This is a genomic window from Psychrobacillus sp. NPDC096623 (genome assembly GCF_044762655.1).
Taxonomy (GTDB): Bacteria; Bacillota; Bacilli; order Bacillales_A; family Planococcaceae; genus Psychrobacillus.
In genome coordinates, this window is the sequence record NZ_JBIWER010000007.1 from 167,909 (window position 1) to 186,291 (window position 18,383).

17 protein-coding genes are annotated in these 18,383 nt (G+C 35.8%); 4 read left to right on the plus strand and 13 right to left on the minus strand.

Annotated features, from left to right (window positions below; genetic code table 11):
- Positions 1 to 92 precede the first annotated feature (92 nt).
- The gene (locus ACIQX2_RS17195; RefSeq protein ID WP_402853169.1) at positions 93 to 1,082 is read right to left on the minus strand and encodes a LacI family DNA-binding transcriptional regulator; all 990 of its coding nucleotides are present in this window, start codon (positions 1,080 to 1,082) and stop codon (positions 93 to 95) included.
- 237 nt (positions 1,083 to 1,319) lie between these two features.
- Between ACIQX2_RS17195 and ACIQX2_RS17200 the strand changes: the two genes are divergently transcribed.
- Positions 1,320 to 2,216: an EamA family transporter gene (locus ACIQX2_RS17200; protein ID WP_402853172.1), complete on the plus strand. Its 897-nt coding sequence runs from the start codon at positions 1,320 to 1,322 to the stop codon at positions 2,214 to 2,216.
- Between the two features lie 181 nt (positions 2,217 to 2,397).
- On the opposite strand, the gene ACIQX2_RS17205 is transcribed toward ACIQX2_RS17200, so the two are convergent.
- Positions 2,398 to 2,895, minus strand: a complete 498-nt coding sequence (locus ACIQX2_RS17205) for an LURP-one-related/scramblase family protein (RefSeq protein ID WP_402853175.1) — start codon at positions 2,893 to 2,895, stop codon at positions 2,398 to 2,400.
- Between the two features lie 355 nt (positions 2,896 to 3,250).
- Positions 3,251 to 4,213, minus strand: coding sequence for a helix-turn-helix transcriptional regulator (locus ACIQX2_RS17210; protein ID WP_402853178.1), 963 nt, complete (start codon positions 4,211 to 4,213; stop codon positions 3,251 to 3,253).
- A 116-nt stretch (positions 4,214 to 4,329) separates the two neighbouring features.
- Here ACIQX2_RS17210 and ACIQX2_RS17215 point away from each other — a divergent pair, with 116 nt between their 5' ends.
- The 3 genes from ACIQX2_RS17215 to ACIQX2_RS17225 all read left to right on the plus strand — a co-directional run bounded on the left by ACIQX2_RS17215 (position 4,330) and on the right by ACIQX2_RS17225 (position 6,748).
- Complete coding sequence (locus ACIQX2_RS17215; protein WP_402853181.1) at positions 4,330 to 4,809, plus strand: GyrI-like domain-containing protein; 480 nt, start codon at positions 4,330 to 4,332, stop codon at positions 4,807 to 4,809.
- Between the two features lie 482 nt (positions 4,810 to 5,291).
- Positions 5,292 to 5,429 (plus strand): helix-turn-helix domain-containing protein, encoded by a 138-nt coding sequence (locus ACIQX2_RS17220; RefSeq protein ID WP_402853184.1) that lies wholly within the window; start codon positions 5,292 to 5,294, stop codon positions 5,427 to 5,429.
- Between the two features lie 71 nt (positions 5,430 to 5,500).
- Positions 5,501 to 6,748: a DUF4153 domain-containing protein gene (locus tag ACIQX2_RS17225; protein ID WP_402853186.1), complete on the plus strand. Its 1,248-nt coding sequence runs from the start codon at positions 5,501 to 5,503 to the stop codon at positions 6,746 to 6,748.
- A gap of 114 nt (positions 6,749 to 6,862) precedes the next feature.
- Here ACIQX2_RS17225 and rlmH read toward each other — a convergent pair whose 3' ends face one another.
- The 10 genes from rlmH to ACIQX2_RS17275 form a co-directional block, all read right to left on the minus strand.
- The gene (gene rlmH, locus ACIQX2_RS17230; RefSeq protein WP_402853189.1) at positions 6,863 to 7,342 is read right to left on the minus strand and encodes a 23S rRNA (pseudouridine(1915)-N(3))-methyltransferase RlmH; all 480 of its coding nucleotides are present in this window, start codon (positions 7,340 to 7,342) and stop codon (positions 6,863 to 6,865) included.
- A gap of 87 nt (positions 7,343 to 7,429) precedes the next feature.
- A complete protein-coding gene (locus ACIQX2_RS17235) occupies positions 7,430 to 7,597 on the minus strand; it encodes a CxxH/CxxC protein (RefSeq protein WP_402853192.1) in 168 nt (55 codons plus the stop codon).
- A gap of 167 nt (positions 7,598 to 7,764) precedes the next feature.
- Entirely contained in the window at positions 7,765 to 8,997 is a 1,233-nt protein-coding gene (locus tag ACIQX2_RS17240; RefSeq protein ID WP_402853195.1) for a S1C family serine protease, read from the minus strand.
- 134 nt (positions 8,998 to 9,131) lie between these two features.
- A complete protein-coding gene (locus ACIQX2_RS17245; protein ID WP_402853198.1) occupies positions 9,132 to 9,920 on the minus strand; it encodes an MBL fold metallo-hydrolase in 789 nt (262 codons plus the stop codon).
- Positions 9,921 to 9,932: 12 nt separating this feature from the next.
- The gene (locus tag ACIQX2_RS17250) at positions 9,933 to 10,736 is read right to left on the minus strand and encodes a two-component system regulatory protein YycI (protein WP_402853201.1); all 804 of its coding nucleotides are present in this window, start codon (positions 10,734 to 10,736) and stop codon (positions 9,933 to 9,935) included.
- Entirely contained in the window at positions 10,723 to 12,051 is a 1,329-nt protein-coding gene (locus tag ACIQX2_RS17255) for a YycH family regulatory protein (protein ID WP_402853204.1), read from the minus strand. Before ACIQX2_RS17255 ends, ACIQX2_RS17250 begins: the two co-directional genes overlap by 14 nt.
- Positions 12,042 to 13,862 carry a cell wall metabolism sensor histidine kinase WalK gene (gene walK, locus ACIQX2_RS17260; RefSeq protein ID WP_402853206.1) on the minus strand — a complete coding sequence of 607 codons (1,821 nt, stop codon included), beginning with the start codon at positions 13,860 to 13,862 and terminating at the stop codon, positions 12,042 to 12,044. Before walK ends, ACIQX2_RS17255 begins: the two co-directional genes overlap by 10 nt.
- Before the next feature lie 5 nt (positions 13,863 to 13,867).
- Entirely contained in the window at positions 13,868 to 14,572 is a 705-nt protein-coding gene (yycF, locus tag ACIQX2_RS17265) for a response regulator YycF (RefSeq protein WP_402853209.1), read from the minus strand.
- Between the two features lie 388 nt (positions 14,573 to 14,960).
- Positions 14,961 to 16,439 carry a peptidoglycan DD-metalloendopeptidase family protein gene (locus ACIQX2_RS17270; RefSeq protein WP_402853212.1) on the minus strand — a complete coding sequence of 493 codons (1,479 nt, stop codon included), beginning with the start codon at positions 16,437 to 16,439 and terminating at the stop codon, positions 14,961 to 14,963.
- A gap of 355 nt (positions 16,440 to 16,794) precedes the next feature.
- Positions 16,795 to 18,081: an adenylosuccinate synthase gene (locus tag ACIQX2_RS17275; protein ID WP_402853215.1), complete on the minus strand. Its 1,287-nt coding sequence runs from the start codon at positions 18,079 to 18,081 to the stop codon at positions 16,795 to 16,797.
- Positions 18,082 to 18,383: the final 302 nt, after the last annotated feature.

Genomic DNA, 18,383 nt, shown 5'->3' on the forward strand with positions numbered 1-18,383 from the left:
AAATACCTTTTCCGCTTCTATGGAATCGATTCCACATTAGATAAAAATAAAGTGTAATCGCAGATGACTGTATGGAATCGATTACACTGGTATTATATACTAAAATGATTTAAAAGTCTATGATCTATTAATCTAATGACATCCTTGCAGCTGCTCCCATCTATCTGGGTTAATAATAACTTTGCTGCTTCTCGCCCTGCATCTTCAATGGAAAAATCGATAGTGGTTAAAGATGGAGTAATATATTTAGAAAGCTCTGACCCTCCCATTCCGGCTACAGCTATGTCCTTTGGAACAGAAAGTCCTATCCCCTCTAAATATCTTATCGCACCAATTGCTAGTCGATCTGTTACGGCTAGTACTGCAGAAGGTTTTTGCTTTGTATCTTCCATAATAGATTTCATGGATTCGTACCCTGATTCCACATCAAATTTTCCTTTTTGAATCCACTTTTCTTCAACTGTCAGACCATATTCTTCCAACCCATTCAAATAACCCTGCTTCCGAAGATATCCTACTGAATGATCTTGCTCATCCACCCCGATAAAGGCGATTTTTTTATGACCTTTCTCAACAAATAAGTTCACCATATCCCTTGAAGCCCTGTAATCATCAAAAAGGACATTGGCTAATCCAGCTATATGTTGACCGACCGTTACAAATGGGACCTCTCCTTGGTAAATTTCTTCGATTAATACTTCGTTGATATTGGTTGCTGACAAGATAATTCCATCCACATTACGGCTTTTTAACAGCTTTAAATACTCTATTTCTTTATTCGGATCCAGGTTGGTAATCGTAAGAAGTATCTGATAACCTTCCTTTGACAGAATTTCATCAAGTCCTTTTACGAGGCGGCTTGAAGTTTCGGTACTGATTTTAGGTAGTATGACGCCAATTACTTTCGTACTTTTGGTCCGCAGTGACTTGGCATACTGATTCGGTACATATCCCGTATCTGCAATTACTTTCAACACTCTTTTTTTAGCATCCTCACTGACATAACCCGAATTGTTGATCACCCTCGAAACAGTTGTACGTGAAACTTTTGCTCTTTCTGCTATTTCCTTAATTGTTACCATGATTTAGTCCTCCTGGACAATAAAAGATCTTTATTTTAATTAACCTATTCATTCTTTAAAACAATACCAACTTTTCAAGTATCAATCAAACTATTATTTCTTACACAGGAACACTACCCAGAACTAAGTCCATTCTTCATACTTACTCCATTGGTAAAGCATTTAAGGTAGAACCAAGTTTATGCTTATATATGTTATAATAGTTCGGTTGTGTCTTGACATCAAGGAGGTCATACGATGAAATTAAATAAAGGTGTTATATATATATTACTAGGTGCATCCTTTTTTGGCTTTACTCCGATATTTGCTAAACTTGGATTTAGCTTTGGCTACTCACTTGGGCAAATCAATATCGTACAAATGGTCATTTCCTTCTTTTTATTATGGTCCCTAACTCTAATTAAACGCTCGAGTTTCAAAGGGCTTAACAAGAAGAACGTTCTTAAAATAATGATTACCGGTTGCTTTATCGGTTTAACTAGTATTTTTTATTATGGTTCGATGCAATATTTACCTGCTTCGTTGGCCATTATATTAATGTTTCAATTCGTTTGGATAGGCATCATTTTAGAATGGATTTTTAGCAAAATTAAACCTGCGCCAGTAACTATATTGTCCATCATTCTAATCTTAATAGGGGTCTTTTTTGCTTCGAATTTCGTGAATGGGGACATACAAGGTCTGCCGTATAAAGGCTTGATCTACGGAATTTTATCTGCATTCACCTATGCAGGATTTATTTTTTGCAGTGGAAAGGTCGCTGTAAATGTGGATCCATTAACGCGGAGTTCTTTGATGGTAACAGGCTCAACGATTTTAGTATTTGTCCTCTTCATGCGTGACATCCCAACAGTACTTCCACTGGAGAAAAACCTGTTGGTAACCGCCATTGGGGTTTCGTTATTTGGAGCGGTCCTACCACCATTATTTTTCGCAGCTGGCGCGCCTTTGGTTTCGGGGGGAGTCGCGAATATATTAACATCCATTGAATTGCCTATTGCAATCCTTTCGGCAAGTATTATATTGTCCGAAGTGGTAACACCGTTGCAGTGGTTAGGCATCGCTATAATACTAATCGCTATTACTTTTAACGAACTCGGTCCTAACCTATTCGCAATTAGGAAGCATTATTAGCACACAAGATGAATTAGCATGAGCATGTAGACTATTTATTTGTCTACATGCTCAGAGTATCTTTTGCTAGTCTAAGACGGTAATTAATCTCGATATTCGAGCTTGATTACCGTCTTTTTGTTTTAATCAATATATTCTCTCATAAAACTTAGGTATATGGGAGAATCCCAGAGGAAAATCATTAAAACGTGGATGCGGAGGAAGCAGCTGCCTGGTCAGCCTTCACACAATCAATTGCGACCACTAGCGCAATTACAATAGCCTCCATTTCCTCATTCATAATTTGAACCTTGTAGCTATCTCCCCAAGTGAACCATTCCTTGTTTACTCTACCTATAACTACACCGTGTTGTAAGATCTGAAAATCCATATCCCACCAGTTACCATATACCTCCATGTCTGCCGCATCGATTGTATAACGTGCTTTAAAGAAAGAAAACTCCTTCTTAATCGTTAACAATTCTCGACCATTTACCTCCACAAAAAACTTTGGTAAAAAGCTGAACACCTTCTTGGTAATTATGGCGACTTGTTCTCTAGAAGTATTCATAATGGAAAAAGTCTTTGGAATTTGCATGAAACTGCCTTCTACATAATAGACATCCTTCTCCTGCTGATCTTTTACCGTAAATTTACCACTTAGACTTAATACCTTCTGCTTTATATAAAGTTCCTTCATACTACGTCTCCTTTAATTGGAAAATCGATTGAAGATAAAACCAGAACCTTAATGATTCTATATTAGCAAAAAATATGATTAATTCCCTCAAACTGAAAAAAACTTACAGTACTTTTGTTAATAAATATTAATAAATAGACCACCCAAATCACAAATAAATCAACGTTCTAGGTATCCTATCTAATCGTGATGTGGCTAATTGAGGATTCTTATTTTGTTGTCTATTAACATTCTTGTATGAGTCAGATCGAATTTATATATATTTAAAGTACAATGATTAGCAAATGCGTGTAATTAACTAAATTTCAATAAAGCCAGATAGATCTTTTAAAATCAACGGTCTAGCTGTCACTTCCTATGGGCAGTATAGGAATAATCTCTCTTGTAAACCTTTTAAGACTTCTTTTGGCACTTCCCTTACTTTTATATCTTCGCCTAGAAAAGAAATCCAATTTGTTATATCCGTCAACTCTTCGGCGTTATTAATATTGACGAAGGTTTCTAGAACGGCTGTGGTTTGGAAGGGATCTGTATAGGAAATGGAAACTTTTAAAGGATGGTATTTTTTGAACTGTGCGATTGCCTTTGGACCAAGCTCAATAACAAGGTTACTCTCTTTATCGCGTCTACTAAGCTTTTCTAAAATTCTCCTTTTATTTATCCTATTTTTCGTATGGTCAGGCTTAACGTCGATGAGATTCGAGACAGGGAAAATCATCCTTTCTTCCTCCATTACGTTAAAGCCTTCTATCAGCCATTTTCCCTTTTCATGATGAAGGTGCAGGAGATAAATGGGATAAAATTTTGTCATTTTATCTTCCTTGACAGTAATTAATAAATATCGATCTAAAAGAAGAATTTGAATAAGCTTTTCTATCACAGGATCAGGTAAATCCGATAAATCAAGTAACTCTGGATTATGCGGGTTCGTCCCTTCAAAAAGCAAGATTTGATTTAAAAGTATAAGGTCTTCTTGCTGATTTTCTGAAATAAGGCCAAGTAATTTTTCAGCTAAAGACTGTCGACTCTTTAAATATGGAAGTTGTTGATTTCTTGTGGCCATAAAGGCTATAAAAAGTGCTTTAATCTCATTATCAGTAAAGCGAACAGTTGGAAGTACAGAGTTGTTTAAGACATTATAACCGCCATCCCTGCCAACTTCGGCGACAAGCGGCATCCCCATGGCCTCGATTTCTCTGATATCTCTAAACGCGGTCGAACGAGAGATATTAAATTCTTGCATGATTTCAGAAATTGTAAAGTGGGCACGGTTATTAATATACCGCATGATTGTATTAATACGTTCAACTTTATTCATCGGAGCCTCCTAAATAGGGTCATATTTTGACATGGTTTAGGGTTATTATAAACTCATCAAGTATAAAAATAAATTACTTGATCGATTGAAATTAAAAAGAAAGAAGGGTTTTGTATATGGCAAATTACACAATTGAAGAAAAAGACAGCTTTCTTGTTTTAGGTTTTGGAACTGAGCTAAAGAGCAATTACACAGACTATGTCGGTATAAATAAAGAAAAGGAAGACTTCTGGCATGATGTCAAACAAGATGGAAGACTTGATGCGTTAAAAGCTTTAGCTACGAACGACTATACTTTTGTGGTGAATGAAGCAGTAAATAACAAGATGATGCATTATGCTGGCGTGATGACAGAGAAAACATTACCAGAAGCAACTAGAGTGATTCAATTCCCTAAAGGGGAATATGTAGTTGTTAAAGGAGAAGCGCAAACTGATGAGGAGTTGAGTAATACGCTTACTGGCATGGCTTTTGGACAAGTATTGCCAGAAGCGAAGGAATATGCCTATGTAGGTGGCCCAAATACAGCAGTTATAATGGGGCAGCGAAACGGCTTAGTATACGGCGAAATGTGGATTCCGGTTGTTAAGAAATAACTAGAGGGATGGAATTGTACAAAAGCAAAATAACCATTCATGCAACAACCATTCATCCTGCATTTGTATAACAAAACAGCACCTTTCTATTAATTAGAAGGTGCTGTCTTTTTTCACAAAAACCTCATTCATTTGTGATACGGTTCTCCGTGACACATCTAAATGAGGTTCTTCAATTTATATTTGGCTCATTTGCGGCTCACTTTTCTTATACACAAAGTTAGTTTTTTTTAGTGATTAACTGTAATTCAATTGAGGCTCATAAGATAAAACTTTAGAGCATTTCTTTGTAAAGAGGAATGTTTTTATTATTGTCTTAATAAATTATTAACAATAAAAATATTATAGAAATAAATAAAAATTTATTGTTTATCAATAAATATCATGTTAATATCTAAAAAACAATACTTATGAGAGGTGCTTTTCATGAAACCTGAAACACTATTTTTAAAGTTAGCAGTTGTTCTTATGGGCTTTCCACGATGGCGAATCTTTCTATATTGAAAAATGGAAAGGCAAAAGCGATTCGATTATCAACTCTAGAGGCTATTTGTAAATCATTAGAATGTCAGCCTGGAGATATTTTAGAATACAAAAGTGACGAAGACAGTCAGAGGTAAGAGAGTTTCATTAATAAACATTGTTGAGGAAAGTAGGACTTACTATGACAATTATTAAGGGAGGTATAATCATGGACAGCAAAAATTTAATTACTGAAAATATTGCTAATCCACATGAGCTGGAGAGAATGTTTAGAAATGATCCCAAAGCCTTTAAAAAGTCATTCTCAGACGCATGGGAACAAAATCCTGATTCTCAGGTTCTTGGCATTTGGTATGAAAGATTGCATTTCAAGGAGACGGCAAATTCAGAAAAATCTTCCTTGCTTCAAAAAGGTTTCTTATTCATGGGCATTTTAGCCATTCTGGCCGGGATAAGTACCAGAATCATTTTCCATTTTGTCGAACAGGAAGCAATTGCTCCAATTAACCTAGCTTTTGGTATAATTCCCTTTATTGCTGCCTATTTTGTTTACAATAATACTCCGAAAAAAAGTATTATTTATTCCCTTGGAGCGTTGTGCCTAATTTCCGGGTTTTATCTTAATATGCTGCCATTAAATTATAAAGACAGTATTATCCTTGCTTATTTACACCTTCCCATATTTTTGTGGATATTGGTAGGGCTTGCATTTACAGGAAATGAATATTCAAAAGGCAGTGCAAGATTAGCCTATATTAAATTTAATTTGGAATATTGTATTCTTTACGCCAGCATGGCAGTTAGCGGAATGCTACTAGCAGCGTTAACCATGCAGTTATTTAGCTTTATTGGCTTGGATATAGAAGACTTCTATTTTAGTAATGTCGTTTTATTTGGTGCTGCCGCTCTCGCTATTGTGGCTGCATACCTGGTATCAATGAATCTTAAACTTGCTAAGAATATTACACCGTATATAGCCAAAATTTTTAGTCCCCTTGTCCTGGTCACATTGTTGGTCTATCTTATAACGGTTATATGGGTCGGAAAAGATCCATTCTTGGACCGCAATTTCCTGATAGCCTTCAACGGAATACTCCTTGGTGTATTGGCCGTTACCATATTTTCCATTATCGAGAGCGACTCAGACGAGAAAAAGAACATTTCAGATTATATAAATTTTGCCTTAATTGTTCTTGCTCTTATCATTGACAGTGTGGCTTTGTCAGCTATCGTATTCAGACTTTCTTCTTATGGGATTACGCCTAATAGACTTGCTGTTTTAGGTGCAAACATACTTATCTGGGGAAACCTTATTTGGATTATGATCTCCTATATGCGCTTTCTACAAAACAAGACTGGACCTTCACCCATCCAAGATGCGGTCACTAAGTATTTGCCAGTTTACGGACTTTGGGCAGCTTTCGTTACATTTACTTTTCCTTTCTTTTTTAATTAGGAAGGCTATATTAATGTCACGGATGTTGGTTGCTCTTCCTTATAAGCACCAAAAATGAAAAAGTTATACTCATAACTTTTTCATTTTTGGTCTTTTATTTTTCTAAAACCACATTTACTTATGGTAGGGTTCACCCTTCATAATCCGAAAAGCTCGGTAAATCTGCTCCACCAGCACTAGCTTCATCAACTGATGCGGTAACGTCATTTTGCTAAAGGATAGTTTTTCATCAGAACGCTTCATCACGTCTTCGTGCAAACCAAGAGATCCACCGATAACAAAGGCAATTTTACTTCTACCATAGGTCATCAAAGATTCTATATCACTTGCCAGTTGCTCCGATGTCTTCATCTTTCCTTCTATTGCTAGAGCAATAACATATGTATCGGTGCCTATTTTCGCCAGAATTCGGTCGCCTTCTTTTTTCTTAACGATTTCCATGTCGGCTTCACTTAAATTTTCAGGAGCTTTTTCATCAGATACTTCGACTAAATCTATTTTCGCATAAGCACCTAATCGCTTTGTATATTCCTCTATCCCCATTTTCAAGTATTTTTCTTTTAATTTCCCTACTGATATAATTTGTATATTCACAGGTTATCCACCTTTACATTTCATTTACAAACAAGTTACGCACATGGTTTATCCACATATCCACAATAGTTATCTACATGTTGTGTTTTAATTTTCATTAGCCACAATATATATCGCATTACTTTCACAGTAGGAACAAATTGTGGATAACTTATCTTCGTTATTTAATTCCTCTAACATTGGAAAAGTTTTTTGTTCTGCTACAAACATGTCTAAAGCGTGATTTATATGGTTTTCACAGCTGAATATTCTCATTTTTTCCTCTCCTTTCGTTGTCGGAATACTTTAAATAGTTATGCACATATCCTCTATTGTTATCCACAACCTATTTTACCAAACGAAAAACGAGTAGGAAAGACAAGCTTTTCTTTTCCTACTCGTTGTGTAAATCTCTTCTTTACATTATTTAGTTATCCACATGTTTATAGTTCAGCCGATTCCTTTAAAAGTAGTGTTAACTCGACTAGTTTCCCTTGTCTGTATACTTTAACTTTTAGTTCGTCACCCGTTTCCTTTTCATTGTACAAGTGTTTACGCAACTCAATAGTGTTTTCTACTTTTTCTCCATCCATTTCAACAATGACATCGTATGATTTCATCCCTGCCGCTGCAGCTGGAGTTCCTTCTACAACCTCATCAACTACTACACCAGTTGTAACTTCCGCTGGTAATTTTAATGTTTCTTTTTGGTGAAATGCAGGTACATTCGTCAAATCTATAAGCGTGATCCCCATAGATGGGCGAATTACTTTTCCATTTTGCTCTAAGTCTTCAATAATAGGAATAGCCGTGTTGACTGGAATGGCTAGACCGATTCCTTCTACTGTAGATTGCGAAATCTTCATCGAGTTGATACCTATTAGTTGACCTGCTAAGTTGATCAATGCGCCACCACTATTACCAGGATTAATCGCTGCATCTGTTTGTAAAACTTCTGATTGCCAATCCTCTAATCCATCTCCGTTTAAATCGACTGGAACCGCACGGTCTTTACCTGATACTACTCCAGTTGTAACAGAGCCATAAAAATCAAGTCCTAAAGGATTACCTATAGCAATCACCGTTTCTCCTTGTTTTAATGCATCAGAGTCACCAAATTCGATTACAGCATCTATACCTTTATCGTCAATCGCAAGAACTGCTAAATCTGTCCATATATCTTCCCCTACAATGCTTGCTTCTACTTTAGATCCATCTGCTAATGTTACTTCCACTGATTTTGCATTTTCAATAACATGATAGTTGGTAATAACATAAGCCTTCCCATTCTCTTTTTTGTATATAACGCCTGATCCGGTGCCAGCATCCTGTGTTGCTTCTGACTGGCTCCAGAAGTTTGTGACTGATTGAATATTGGTTATCCCAACAACGGCGCTGGAGGCTTTTTCTACAGCTCCTGTTACATCTGTAGTAACGTCTACTGAAAGCTGTTGGGTTTGTTTAGTTGTTTCACCCGATTTCGTTGCGGTATCAGATGGTAGATTGGTCACTACGGAAGGTATTAAAAACCATACAAGCAGTGCACCAACAAGCACACCTGCCAGCCCGCTAAAGAAATAGCCTGCTAATCCTCGTTTTTTTCCATTTCTTTTCTTCGGTTCTATCGGAGGTTGTTCGTTTGGTAGTTGTGGTCCATAAGGGTTATTTATATCCATCTTTCTCTTCCTCTCTGTATCTAATATGGCTCTTTTAACAATGTACCCATTCCACATTAAAATAAGATGAAAATTACTTGAAAAATAAATAAAAGTTCCCAATACTACATGCATAGTATTGGGAACTTCTATTTTTACACAAAAACTAGCTCTGTTGGTTTATTGGCATCCGTATCATGTAGATGCACATACTCTCCTGCAATAACACCACAGGATTGAAGTGTTTGTGCAACACTCATACGAGCTAGATCCTTCATATTATTATCTTTACTCAAATGGGATAAATAAATATTTGTATTTTTTACATCAATTACTTCACTCATCGCAACTGCAGCGTCCTCATTAGAGACATGTCCTACATCACTTAATATTCTTCGTTTAACGGACCAAGGATAACGTCCCATCTGTAGCATACTAACATCGTGATTGCTTTCAAAAACAAAGGAATCTGCTCCTTTAATAAGTCCTTTCATCCGGTCACTCACATATCCCGTATCTGTGATTAGAACGAGCTTCCGATCGTTTTCGTGAAAAATGTAAAACATCGGATCCGCTGCATCGTGGGATACTGCAAAGGATTGGATATCAATGGAGCCAAAACTTTTTACTGTTTCCATATCAAATTGAAATCGCTGATCTAATGGAACGTTTCCGATAAGATGATCCATTGCTGTCCAGGTTTTTTCATTTGCAAAAATAGGAACCCCATACTTTCTAGCTAATACACCTAACCCTTTAATATGGTCGCTATGCTCATGCGTGATGAAAATTCCTGATAGCTTTTTAATATCTCGGTCAATCTCTTGAAATAATTGATCCATCTTTTTACCACTTAAGCCGACATCTACTAAAAATGAATGTTCATCATTTTCCACATAAATAGCATTACCACTACTACCACTTGCTAATACACTGAACTTCATCATTAAAACTCCTTATTCTACTGCTGTTTGTTCCTTCTCTTTTTGAATATCAACAACTCTACCCTCTACTGCATTTACAAAGTATTCTTCGATTGTTCCATCTAAAAGTTCTACAAGTATATGCCATGTTGGTGCAAAAACCTGCGTCTCTGTTAGTTGAGCTAATGTAGAATATCCCAGTTTAATTTCTTTAATCATAGAATCTGGTTTTAATAGCGAATTATCATACAGTTTATTGATCACCTGCATATGAGACAACAGCTTTTGCGACATATTAAAATTCTCTAAATCGTCAAGTATTGTCTGTTCATACCCAATAAGTTCGTTTTCTTCATTCCAGCGAACTAGTAGTTTCGCATTCGAATTATAATAAACGAGTCGTTTGTTTACTTGTTGAAATAATATAGCAGTTTTATTTTCTTCATCTATTTTCCACAGACCATAAGCAGCACCATTTATCACTTGCTCATGTACTATTTTTTCTAACGTATTTTCATCTGTTACCTTTATAGGTTCATCGAACGTGCTGATAATTTTATCTTTAGCTGGTATTTCTATTGTCTGGTTAGATAATTCTTCTATTTCCTCTTGGCTAAAATTATGGACGGTACCCGATACATATGAAGCTTCTTTAATCTCATCGTTTGTAGCTAAAACTTTGATATTGTCTAGAATAAGTTTTTCTTCAATAGGTGTATCATTAGGTTTGTCTATTTGTTGAGATGCATTATACCGATTCAAGTATAGGGACAATAAAAATACATTTAAAATAGAAAAAACTATTATGAATATAGTCTTTGTTTTACTCCAATCCAAATTTCGCACCTCCTAATAATTCTGGAGATATGCGAATCCAACTCCCACTCTCCTGGTAATACCAAGAAGGCTCAAGATTAAATAAGGATTGATCGTCATCTCGAGATAAATAAAATCCAATCATCACATCATCAATGGAATTCATATTAATATCTGTAGCGGTAGAAAGAAAATCATAAATGGACTGCCCAGAAGCTAATTGTACTTGGCGTGTTTTCAGAGGAAAAGGAACATCAAGCGTATAAAAAGGACGATAGTATCGATACACTCGGTCAATTCCCCAGTATTGCGAGATTTCTGTTAATGTATCCTTACTAAACACCGGTAGACCAGCAAAATACAATTGATAATTAATTTGGCGATTTGCGGTGTTCATCCGTGAATAACGATAATCATCTGTCCAGCCACTATGCTCATTGATAAAATTCAAGCTGTTTTGAATGAGCTCTAGGGGATTCCCTGGATTTTCATTTTCCGAAGCAGGATGCACATAGTTTAAACTTTTATAAGGAAAATTCACATTCATTAATGCATTATCATCCGTATATTGTTGTTCACTCATACTAACAGAATTGCTTCTCACTAAGCTAGGATTATTGAAAAGGGCATCCTTGAACTTATTTGGATTAATTTCTTTAATAGAGTAAGAATAACTAATGATATTTTCCGGTGATGATGAAACGTATAATGATAATTTGTTGTTTCTAACAATTTCATTATACACTTGCATTGCCTCAGCTTGCTCTATAGTACGCTCGACAAACCCTAATTTATCCGTTTTTTCTGCAGTTGCCTTATAGACTTTCTGCTGTGATGTACTGATAAAATACAAAGTCATATTATCTGAGCTGTCCTCATTCCAATCTATTACTAATCGATTAAAATAAGCCTTAGGAAAATTATGATCAGCAAAGGTTAAAATATTGCCCAATATTTCTATAGGGACATCTGCTGTAAAAAAGAAACTTGCACGGTTAGGGGTTTTGACAAACTCATTTATTTGCTCCATATTAACTTTATTGCTAGCTAACTCAACCGTTTGAATTTCCCACGTTTTCATTTTATTAAGTACAAAATCAATTGGTTGACTCGCAAATGATCCTTTTAGGACATTTTCTTGGCTTATGATCATACGATACGGTTTAATAATGTCTTCTAATTTCTTTTTTTCGGCAATGGATATATCTACAATAGCTGCCTCATTTGTTTGAATGACAGGAGAGAATGTCCAAATAGAAAAAGTTAAAGTAAAGCTGAGGATTATAAGTAAGAATAAAACAACGGATTTTACTTGCTCAATGTATTTCAATCCCACTCACCTTCCTCATCCGTTAAAATATCCAGTGTAAAGAAAATGGTCGTCCCGTGTCCTTCTTCACTTTCTGCCCATATTCTACCTCCATGAGCTTCAATCATTTCCCGGGCAATTGCTAAGCCGAGACCCGTTCCTCCCATAGATCTTGCTCTTGCTCGATCTACCCTATAAAAACGATCAAAGACTCGATCAACATTTTCAGAAGGAATTCCCATGCCATCATCAGAAATCATTACTTTTAATATGGAGTCAGTAACTACTACGCCAAATCGTATATTCCCACCGTCTGGGGAATACTTAATTGCATTTGAAATAATATTATCGATTACCTGTGTTAATTTATCCGTATCGATATCTACATAATATGACTTATTAGAAAGCAAGCGTACAAACGAAACGTGATCTGATTTGGAAAGCTCAAATCTATCGATAATGCGGTTAAAGAATTGATTGAAATTGACAATTTCTCGATTCAAATCATAATCTCTACTATCCATTTTAGATAATTGGAGTAGGTCATTTACTAGTCGAATCATTCTATGTGTTTCTGTTTGAGTTACCTGTAAAAAAGATGGAGCAATTTCTTCATCCTTCCAGGCACCGTCAGCCAATGCCTCCAAATAACTACTCATGGTAGTAAGCGGTGTTCGTAATTCATGAGAAACGTTCGCTACAAACTCTCTTCTTTCCATATCCACTTTTTCTTGTTCTGTATTGTCATGTAATACTGCGATTAAACCGTTAACAAAACCAGTTTCTTTTTGTATCACTGAAAAATTTGCACGTAAAATAAATGGTCGTTCAATGGAGCTTAAATCTAAATTAATCGGTTCTTTTAAATGGATTAAGTCCTCAAACGAATGTTCAGGATCTATTCCAAGAACAGATATAATTGGACGATTTAACACCATTTCTCTAGGTATACGCAATAATCTAAGTGCTGGATCATTTATCAGGATAACTCTACCTTTACGATCTGTAGCTATTACGCCATCTGTCATATTGGTTAAAACAGAGGCTAGTTTTCTACGCTCTGCTTCCGTTGTCGATTGAGCTTCCTGCAATCTATTCGTCAGATGATTAAAGGTAACCGCTAGCTGCCCTATTTCATCATTGCCATATACTCGAACTTTTCTAGAAAAATTACCTTTAGCCATAGCTTGTGCTTGTTTTCTCATATCTGCGATAGGACGGGTAATTGTCTGTGCGATTAGAATCCCTAGTATGACAGTAATAACTAACGCAACTGCTGTACCTCCTGCAAGAATTTGATTAATTTCATTCATCTGAACAAAGATATTTTCAATATTAGATTCTATATATAATGTTCCAATTACTTCTCCCTTATAAATAATAGGAGTAGCTAATATCCATATTCTGTGTGTTTCTTCATCCAGCGATATACTATCAAAATCATCTTCTGCAGTAATCGATTTTCGAACCAAATCATTCATCGAACGTTGGCCTACAATCGACTGATTATTATTATCAGAAGTTGCCAAAATTCGATACCGTGCATCGATTACACGCACTTCTTTAATATCATACGAATTAAGGCTAGACAAAATAGAACGTAAACTTTGTTCTTTTGTTTGGTCTTCTTCGCCTCGTATTTTTATTAATTCTTCTCGCGCGCTATATTCCAATATGCTAACACGTTCACGAATCGACGTTTGAAAATTATCCTTTAACGTTTCCTCTAACCCACGGACAAAATACAATCCAATAATTTGCATAGCAATAATGATAAGTAATACGTAAATCAGCACAATCTTTACATGTATCGATTTAAAGTATCCAACCTTTTGCATTCTTTTTACTCCTGTTCAGGACTTCGTAAATAGTAGCCTACGCCTCTTCTAGTTACTATCCAAGTTGGATGACTTGGATTGTCTTCAATTTTTTCTCGTAAACGACGAATTGTCACATCCACTGTACGCACGTCTCCAAAGTAATCATAACCCCATACGGTTTGTAGTAAATGTTCACGAGTCATGACTTGTCCTATATGTTTTGCCAAGTAATGCAACAGCTCGAATTCTCGATGCGTAAGCTCAATTGTTTCGTCTCTCTTTAATACTAGATACGCATCTGGCTGTATAGTTAATGGACCAATAACAATATCATTTGTCAATACTTCTGCATCTTCTTGAATTGTTTGGTGTCTACGCATATTTGCTTTAACTCGCGCGATTAATTCTCTCGTACTGAATGGTTTAGTTACATAATCATCTGCTCCAAGCTCAAGACCTAGTACTTTGTCTATCTCAGAATCTTTTGCTGTTAGCATGATTATAGGAAAGTCATATTTTTTTCGAATTTCTCTACAAACTTCCATTCCATCTTTGTTAGGCAACATAATATCTAATAACATTAAATCCGGTTGATCCTCCTCTACCTTTTTTAATGCTTCATCTCCATTATATGCACAAACTACTTGGTACCCTTCTTTTTTAAGGTTAAATTGAAGTATATCTGCAATCGGCTTTTCATCATCTACAACTAATATTTTTTTACTCATATTTACTCCCCCTGTTTCTAGTATTCTATATTTAACTCAATTGAATTATTTTTAACAATAATATTATCTACTTTAACATTGTTTCAGGCTTCCTGCATCTCTAAAGTAGTAGCGATGCTATAATTCGACTCCTTATGTCGAAATATTTCCTAGGAAATTTTATAAAAAATAAATACTATTCGTGTGACCTAAAATAGAATAAAAATCCGGGTAAAAAGATGCAAAATACTTTAAAAATAAAACCTATATATTCCGTTTATTTGCGCTTCGGTCGCACGCTTTCCAACTGGTATTCTTGCTAATCCCTTGAAACCAGTGTTCACGAGATTATTATTTACTAAAGAATAAAAAAGAGACAGTCCAAATTTTGCGACTGCCTCTTTGTATATTATTTGTTTAATACAGTTAATGGATTAATCGTAACTCCATTTTTTTCGACTTCAAAATGTAAATGAGTTCCTGTAGAACGACCAGTACTTCCCATAACACCAATTTTAGTACCTGTGGGGACTACTTGCCCTACCTTAGCAGAAATAGAAGATAGATGTGCATACGTTGTTTTGTATCCATTTTGGTGGTCAATGATGACACGTTGTCCGTACGTTCCATCCCAACCGGCTGCAACTACCTTTCCATTATCTGCTGCTTTTATCGTAAAGCCGCTTGGTCGTGCAATATCAATACCTTCATGCTGACGTCCCCATCGGTATCCCATCTTACTAGAAATATATCCTCCTTCAGCTGGCCAAGCAAATACACCAGAGCCGCGTGAAGGAATTACTTTCGTACCTTTTAAAACAATATGGTCTTTAGGTTCTACAAGAATCTTCTCTTCAATAGCAGCTATACCAACTTGTACTCCATTCTCTTTACGAATTAAGTAAGTTGCCATTTTTTTACCATCGGAACCTTCTTGTAATACCTTCGTATCGCCTTTATACATATCCTCTGTTTCTTTTACTTTTTTCGTATGTACCATGGCTTCCACAGCTTTTTTCTCATACTGTACTTCTATATTAATAAGTGGTTTTAGGACTGTTATATTTAACTCTTGACCTATTTGTAATACGGTAGAATCAGTTACACCAGGATTCAGTGCCATTAGTTCTGCAGATGTTAGATTATGATCGTTAGCAATAGTCCCCAAAACATCACCTGCTGCTACTGTATATAACTCTTTTTCTAATGTGCCTTCTAAAAGCAGCTTCACAGCATCATCTGGCGAAACAATCTTACTAGGTGCTGTTTGAACAGTAACTCCTGATACCTTTTCTTTTAATATTAAATTAGCAATACGAGTTTCGTTTTCTTTTAGTTCGGGTAAAGATTTACTAGTATTATTTCTAGCTTCCAGTATGTTCAATTCATCTTGTGAAACAAAATTTAATTTTAGTTTTCTTAGAGCTTCATGGTAAGCATCTATGTCTTTGACGTAGACTGCCATCTCGTCATTGACCGATAATGCAAATGCTTTTGCCTCTACTTCGATTAAGCCTTCCAGCTTTTGAAGAGTAGTTTCATCATTTGTATTTGTAGTAAAAACTTGTTCTGATACTACCGACAAGTTAGAACCAGCTGTTAACGTCACATTTTTATACTGGGAGCTAGATTCTTCTACTTTTTTGTCGAGCATAGGCTGTATTTTGGTTTGATCCGAAATGGTGCCAACATATTGACCATCCGTATATATATGATATATTTCTTTTAAAGTATTACTTTCACTTTCATTTGCAAAAGCCATATTAAACGAAATACTCGAGATAAGTAAACCTGATATAGCTGCTTTTTTCACTATATTTGACTTTCCGTTTGAAAGAACACCCAGTTTCGACACCTTCTGTTCCTCATTCTTACTTTTCAAAAACATGATAAAGCCCCTTCCAGACAGTATGTAAACTCTGCTATCATTTTACGCTTCTCTAATTTAACATATTTGAAATGAAGATGTGTATCTTTGGAGTAGGTTGTAAAGAAACTGTAGTATTAGTACCATATATTTCATCATTTTTACATTTTTTATCATTTATTAGTTCCTTATAACTAGACAGATGCCCTGCTACTATAGTTTTCTCCAAAATTTTCATTTATTATACATAAATCAATAGAATTCTTTGTTATATTTGTAATAATAGAAGATTAACATAATAAAACCTTTTCATATTTCTCTATGAATAGACAAAAAAAACCATCAAAAGCTTGCGCTCTTGATGGTTTTTTGCTTTTTATTTCCAAACACTTGTAATAATATTCGTTTGGGTACGATCTGGTCCTACTGAGAAAATGGAGATTTGTACACCTGTAAGCTGAGAAATGCGCTCTAAGTAATGTCGCGCTGTTTCAGGTAGCTCATCAAGTGATTTACATTTAGTAATGTCTTCACTCCAGCCTGGCATTTCTTCATACACGGGCTCACATTCACTTAATATACGTAGGTTTGCTGGGTACTCTGTAATTAACTCACCTTTGTATTTATAAGCAGTACATAATTTAACTGTATCTAAACCAGTTAAGACATCAATTGAGTTAACCGTTAAATCGGTTAAACCACTAACACGACGAGCATGTCTAATTACTACTGTATCAAACCAACCAATACGACGTGGTCTACCTGTAGTTGTTCCGTATTCTTTCCCAACTTCACGGATTTGGTTTCCTATTTCATCAAATAGCTCAGTTGGGAAAGGACCATCACCTACACGTGATGTATATGCTTTACAAACTCCTACTACATGATTAATCTTTGTTGGACCTACTCCTGCTCCAATTGTTACTCCACCAGCAACTGGATTCGAAGAGGTTACAAATGGATAAGTACCTTGGTCGATATCCAGCATAACTCCTTGAGCACCTTCAAATAAGACACGACGACCGTCATCTAATGCATCGTTTAATACTTTAGATGTATCTGTAACATACTTGGCAATCTCTTGTCCATAGGCATAGAATTCTTCTAAAATTTCTTCTGAAGTAAATCCTTCTGTTTCGTAAAACTTCTCAAACATTCTATTCTTTTCTTTTAAGTTAAGTTCTAATTTCTCTTTAAACACTTCGTAATCCAGAAGATCAGCGATACGGATTCCTACACGTGCGGCCTTGTCCATATAAGCTGGTCCAATTCCTTTACCTGTCGTTCCGATTTTATTTGCTCCTCTACGAGCTTCTTCTACTTCGTCCTGTTTTAGATGATAAGGTAGAATAACATGCGCACGATTAGAAATACGTAAGTTTTCAGTTGTAACGCCACGATCATGCAATCCTTTTAGCTCTTTTACAAGTGCTCTTGGATCCACTACCATTCCGTTTCCTATAACAGAGATTTTATCTTTATAGAATATCCCTGAAGGAATCAAATGAAGCTTGTAAGTTTCTCCCCCAAAAATAATGGTATGACCTGCATTATTACCGCCTTGGTAACGTGCAATTACTTCTGAGTTTTCGGATAGAAAGTCTGTGATTTTCCCTTTACCTTCGTCTCCCCATTGTGTTCCAACTACTACTACTGATGGCATTTTCCAGCACCTCCGTCAGACATTTTATATGTCCTGATTCAAACAGTGTTATTGTACCAATCTAAAAGCACTTAGTCAACTGATTTAAAGCAAAAACACGAACAAATAAATGATTGAATTCATTTATCGTTCGTGTTTGTTTATATTAAGCTATTTAATTATCCATTGTTTACAAGCATACCTCTAAAACTCGGAGTTGCTTGCACTTTTCTATCTGTCTAGTTTCAGCGCATAGTCGCTTCAGGCTCTCAAGTGAAGGCAAAGAACGCCTTTACGTGAAATCCTTCCAGCGCTTGTCAGGG

Excerpts from the sequence above, each read along its gene's own strand:
- ACIQX2_RS17195 (WP_402853169.1), bottom strand. The coding sequence starts at position 1,082 with ATGGTAACAATTAAGGAAATAGCAGAAAGAGCAAAAGTTTCACGTACA.
- ACIQX2_RS17200 (WP_402853172.1), top strand. The coding sequence starts at position 1,320 with ATGAAATTAAATAAAGGTGTTATATATATATTACTAGGTGCATCCTTT.
- ACIQX2_RS17205 (WP_402853175.1), bottom strand. The coding sequence starts at position 2,895 with ATGAAGGAACTTTATATAAAGCAGAAGGTATTAAGTCTAAGTGGTAAA.
- ACIQX2_RS17210 (WP_402853178.1), bottom strand. The coding sequence starts at position 4,213 with ATGAATAAAGTTGAACGTATTAATACAATCATGCGGTATATTAATAAC.
- ACIQX2_RS17215 (WP_402853181.1), top strand. The coding sequence starts at position 4,330 with ATGGCAAATTACACAATTGAAGAAAAAGACAGCTTTCTTGTTTTAGGT.
- ACIQX2_RS17220 (WP_402853184.1), top strand. The coding sequence starts at position 5,292 with ATGGCGAATCTTTCTATATTGAAAAATGGAAAGGCAAAAGCGATTCGA.
- ACIQX2_RS17225 (WP_402853186.1), top strand. The coding sequence starts at position 5,501 with ATGGACAGCAAAAATTTAATTACTGAAAATATTGCTAATCCACATGAG.
- ACIQX2_RS17235 (WP_402853192.1), bottom strand. The coding sequence starts at position 7,597 with ATGAGAATATTCAGCTGTGAAAACCATATAAATCACGCTTTAGACATG.
- ACIQX2_RS17240 (WP_402853195.1), bottom strand. The coding sequence starts at position 8,997 with ATGGATATAAATAACCCTTATGGACCACAACTACCAAACGAACAACCT.
- ACIQX2_RS17245 (WP_402853198.1), bottom strand. The coding sequence starts at position 9,920 with ATGAAGTTCAGTGTATTAGCAAGTGGTAGTAGTGGTAATGCTATTTAT.
- walK (WP_402853206.1), bottom strand. The coding sequence starts at position 13,862 with ATGCAAAAGGTTGGATACTTTAAATCGATACATGTAAAGATTGTGCTG.
- yycF (WP_402853209.1), bottom strand. The coding sequence starts at position 14,572 with ATGAGTAAAAAAATATTAGTTGTAGATGATGAAAAGCCGATTGCAGAT.
- ACIQX2_RS17270 (WP_402853212.1), bottom strand. The coding sequence starts at position 16,439 with ATGTTTTTGAAAAGTAAGAATGAGGAACAGAAGGTGTCGAAACTGGGT.
- ACIQX2_RS17275 (WP_402853215.1), bottom strand. The coding sequence starts at position 18,081 with ATGCCATCAGTAGTAGTAGTTGGAACACAATGGGGAGACGAAGGTAAA.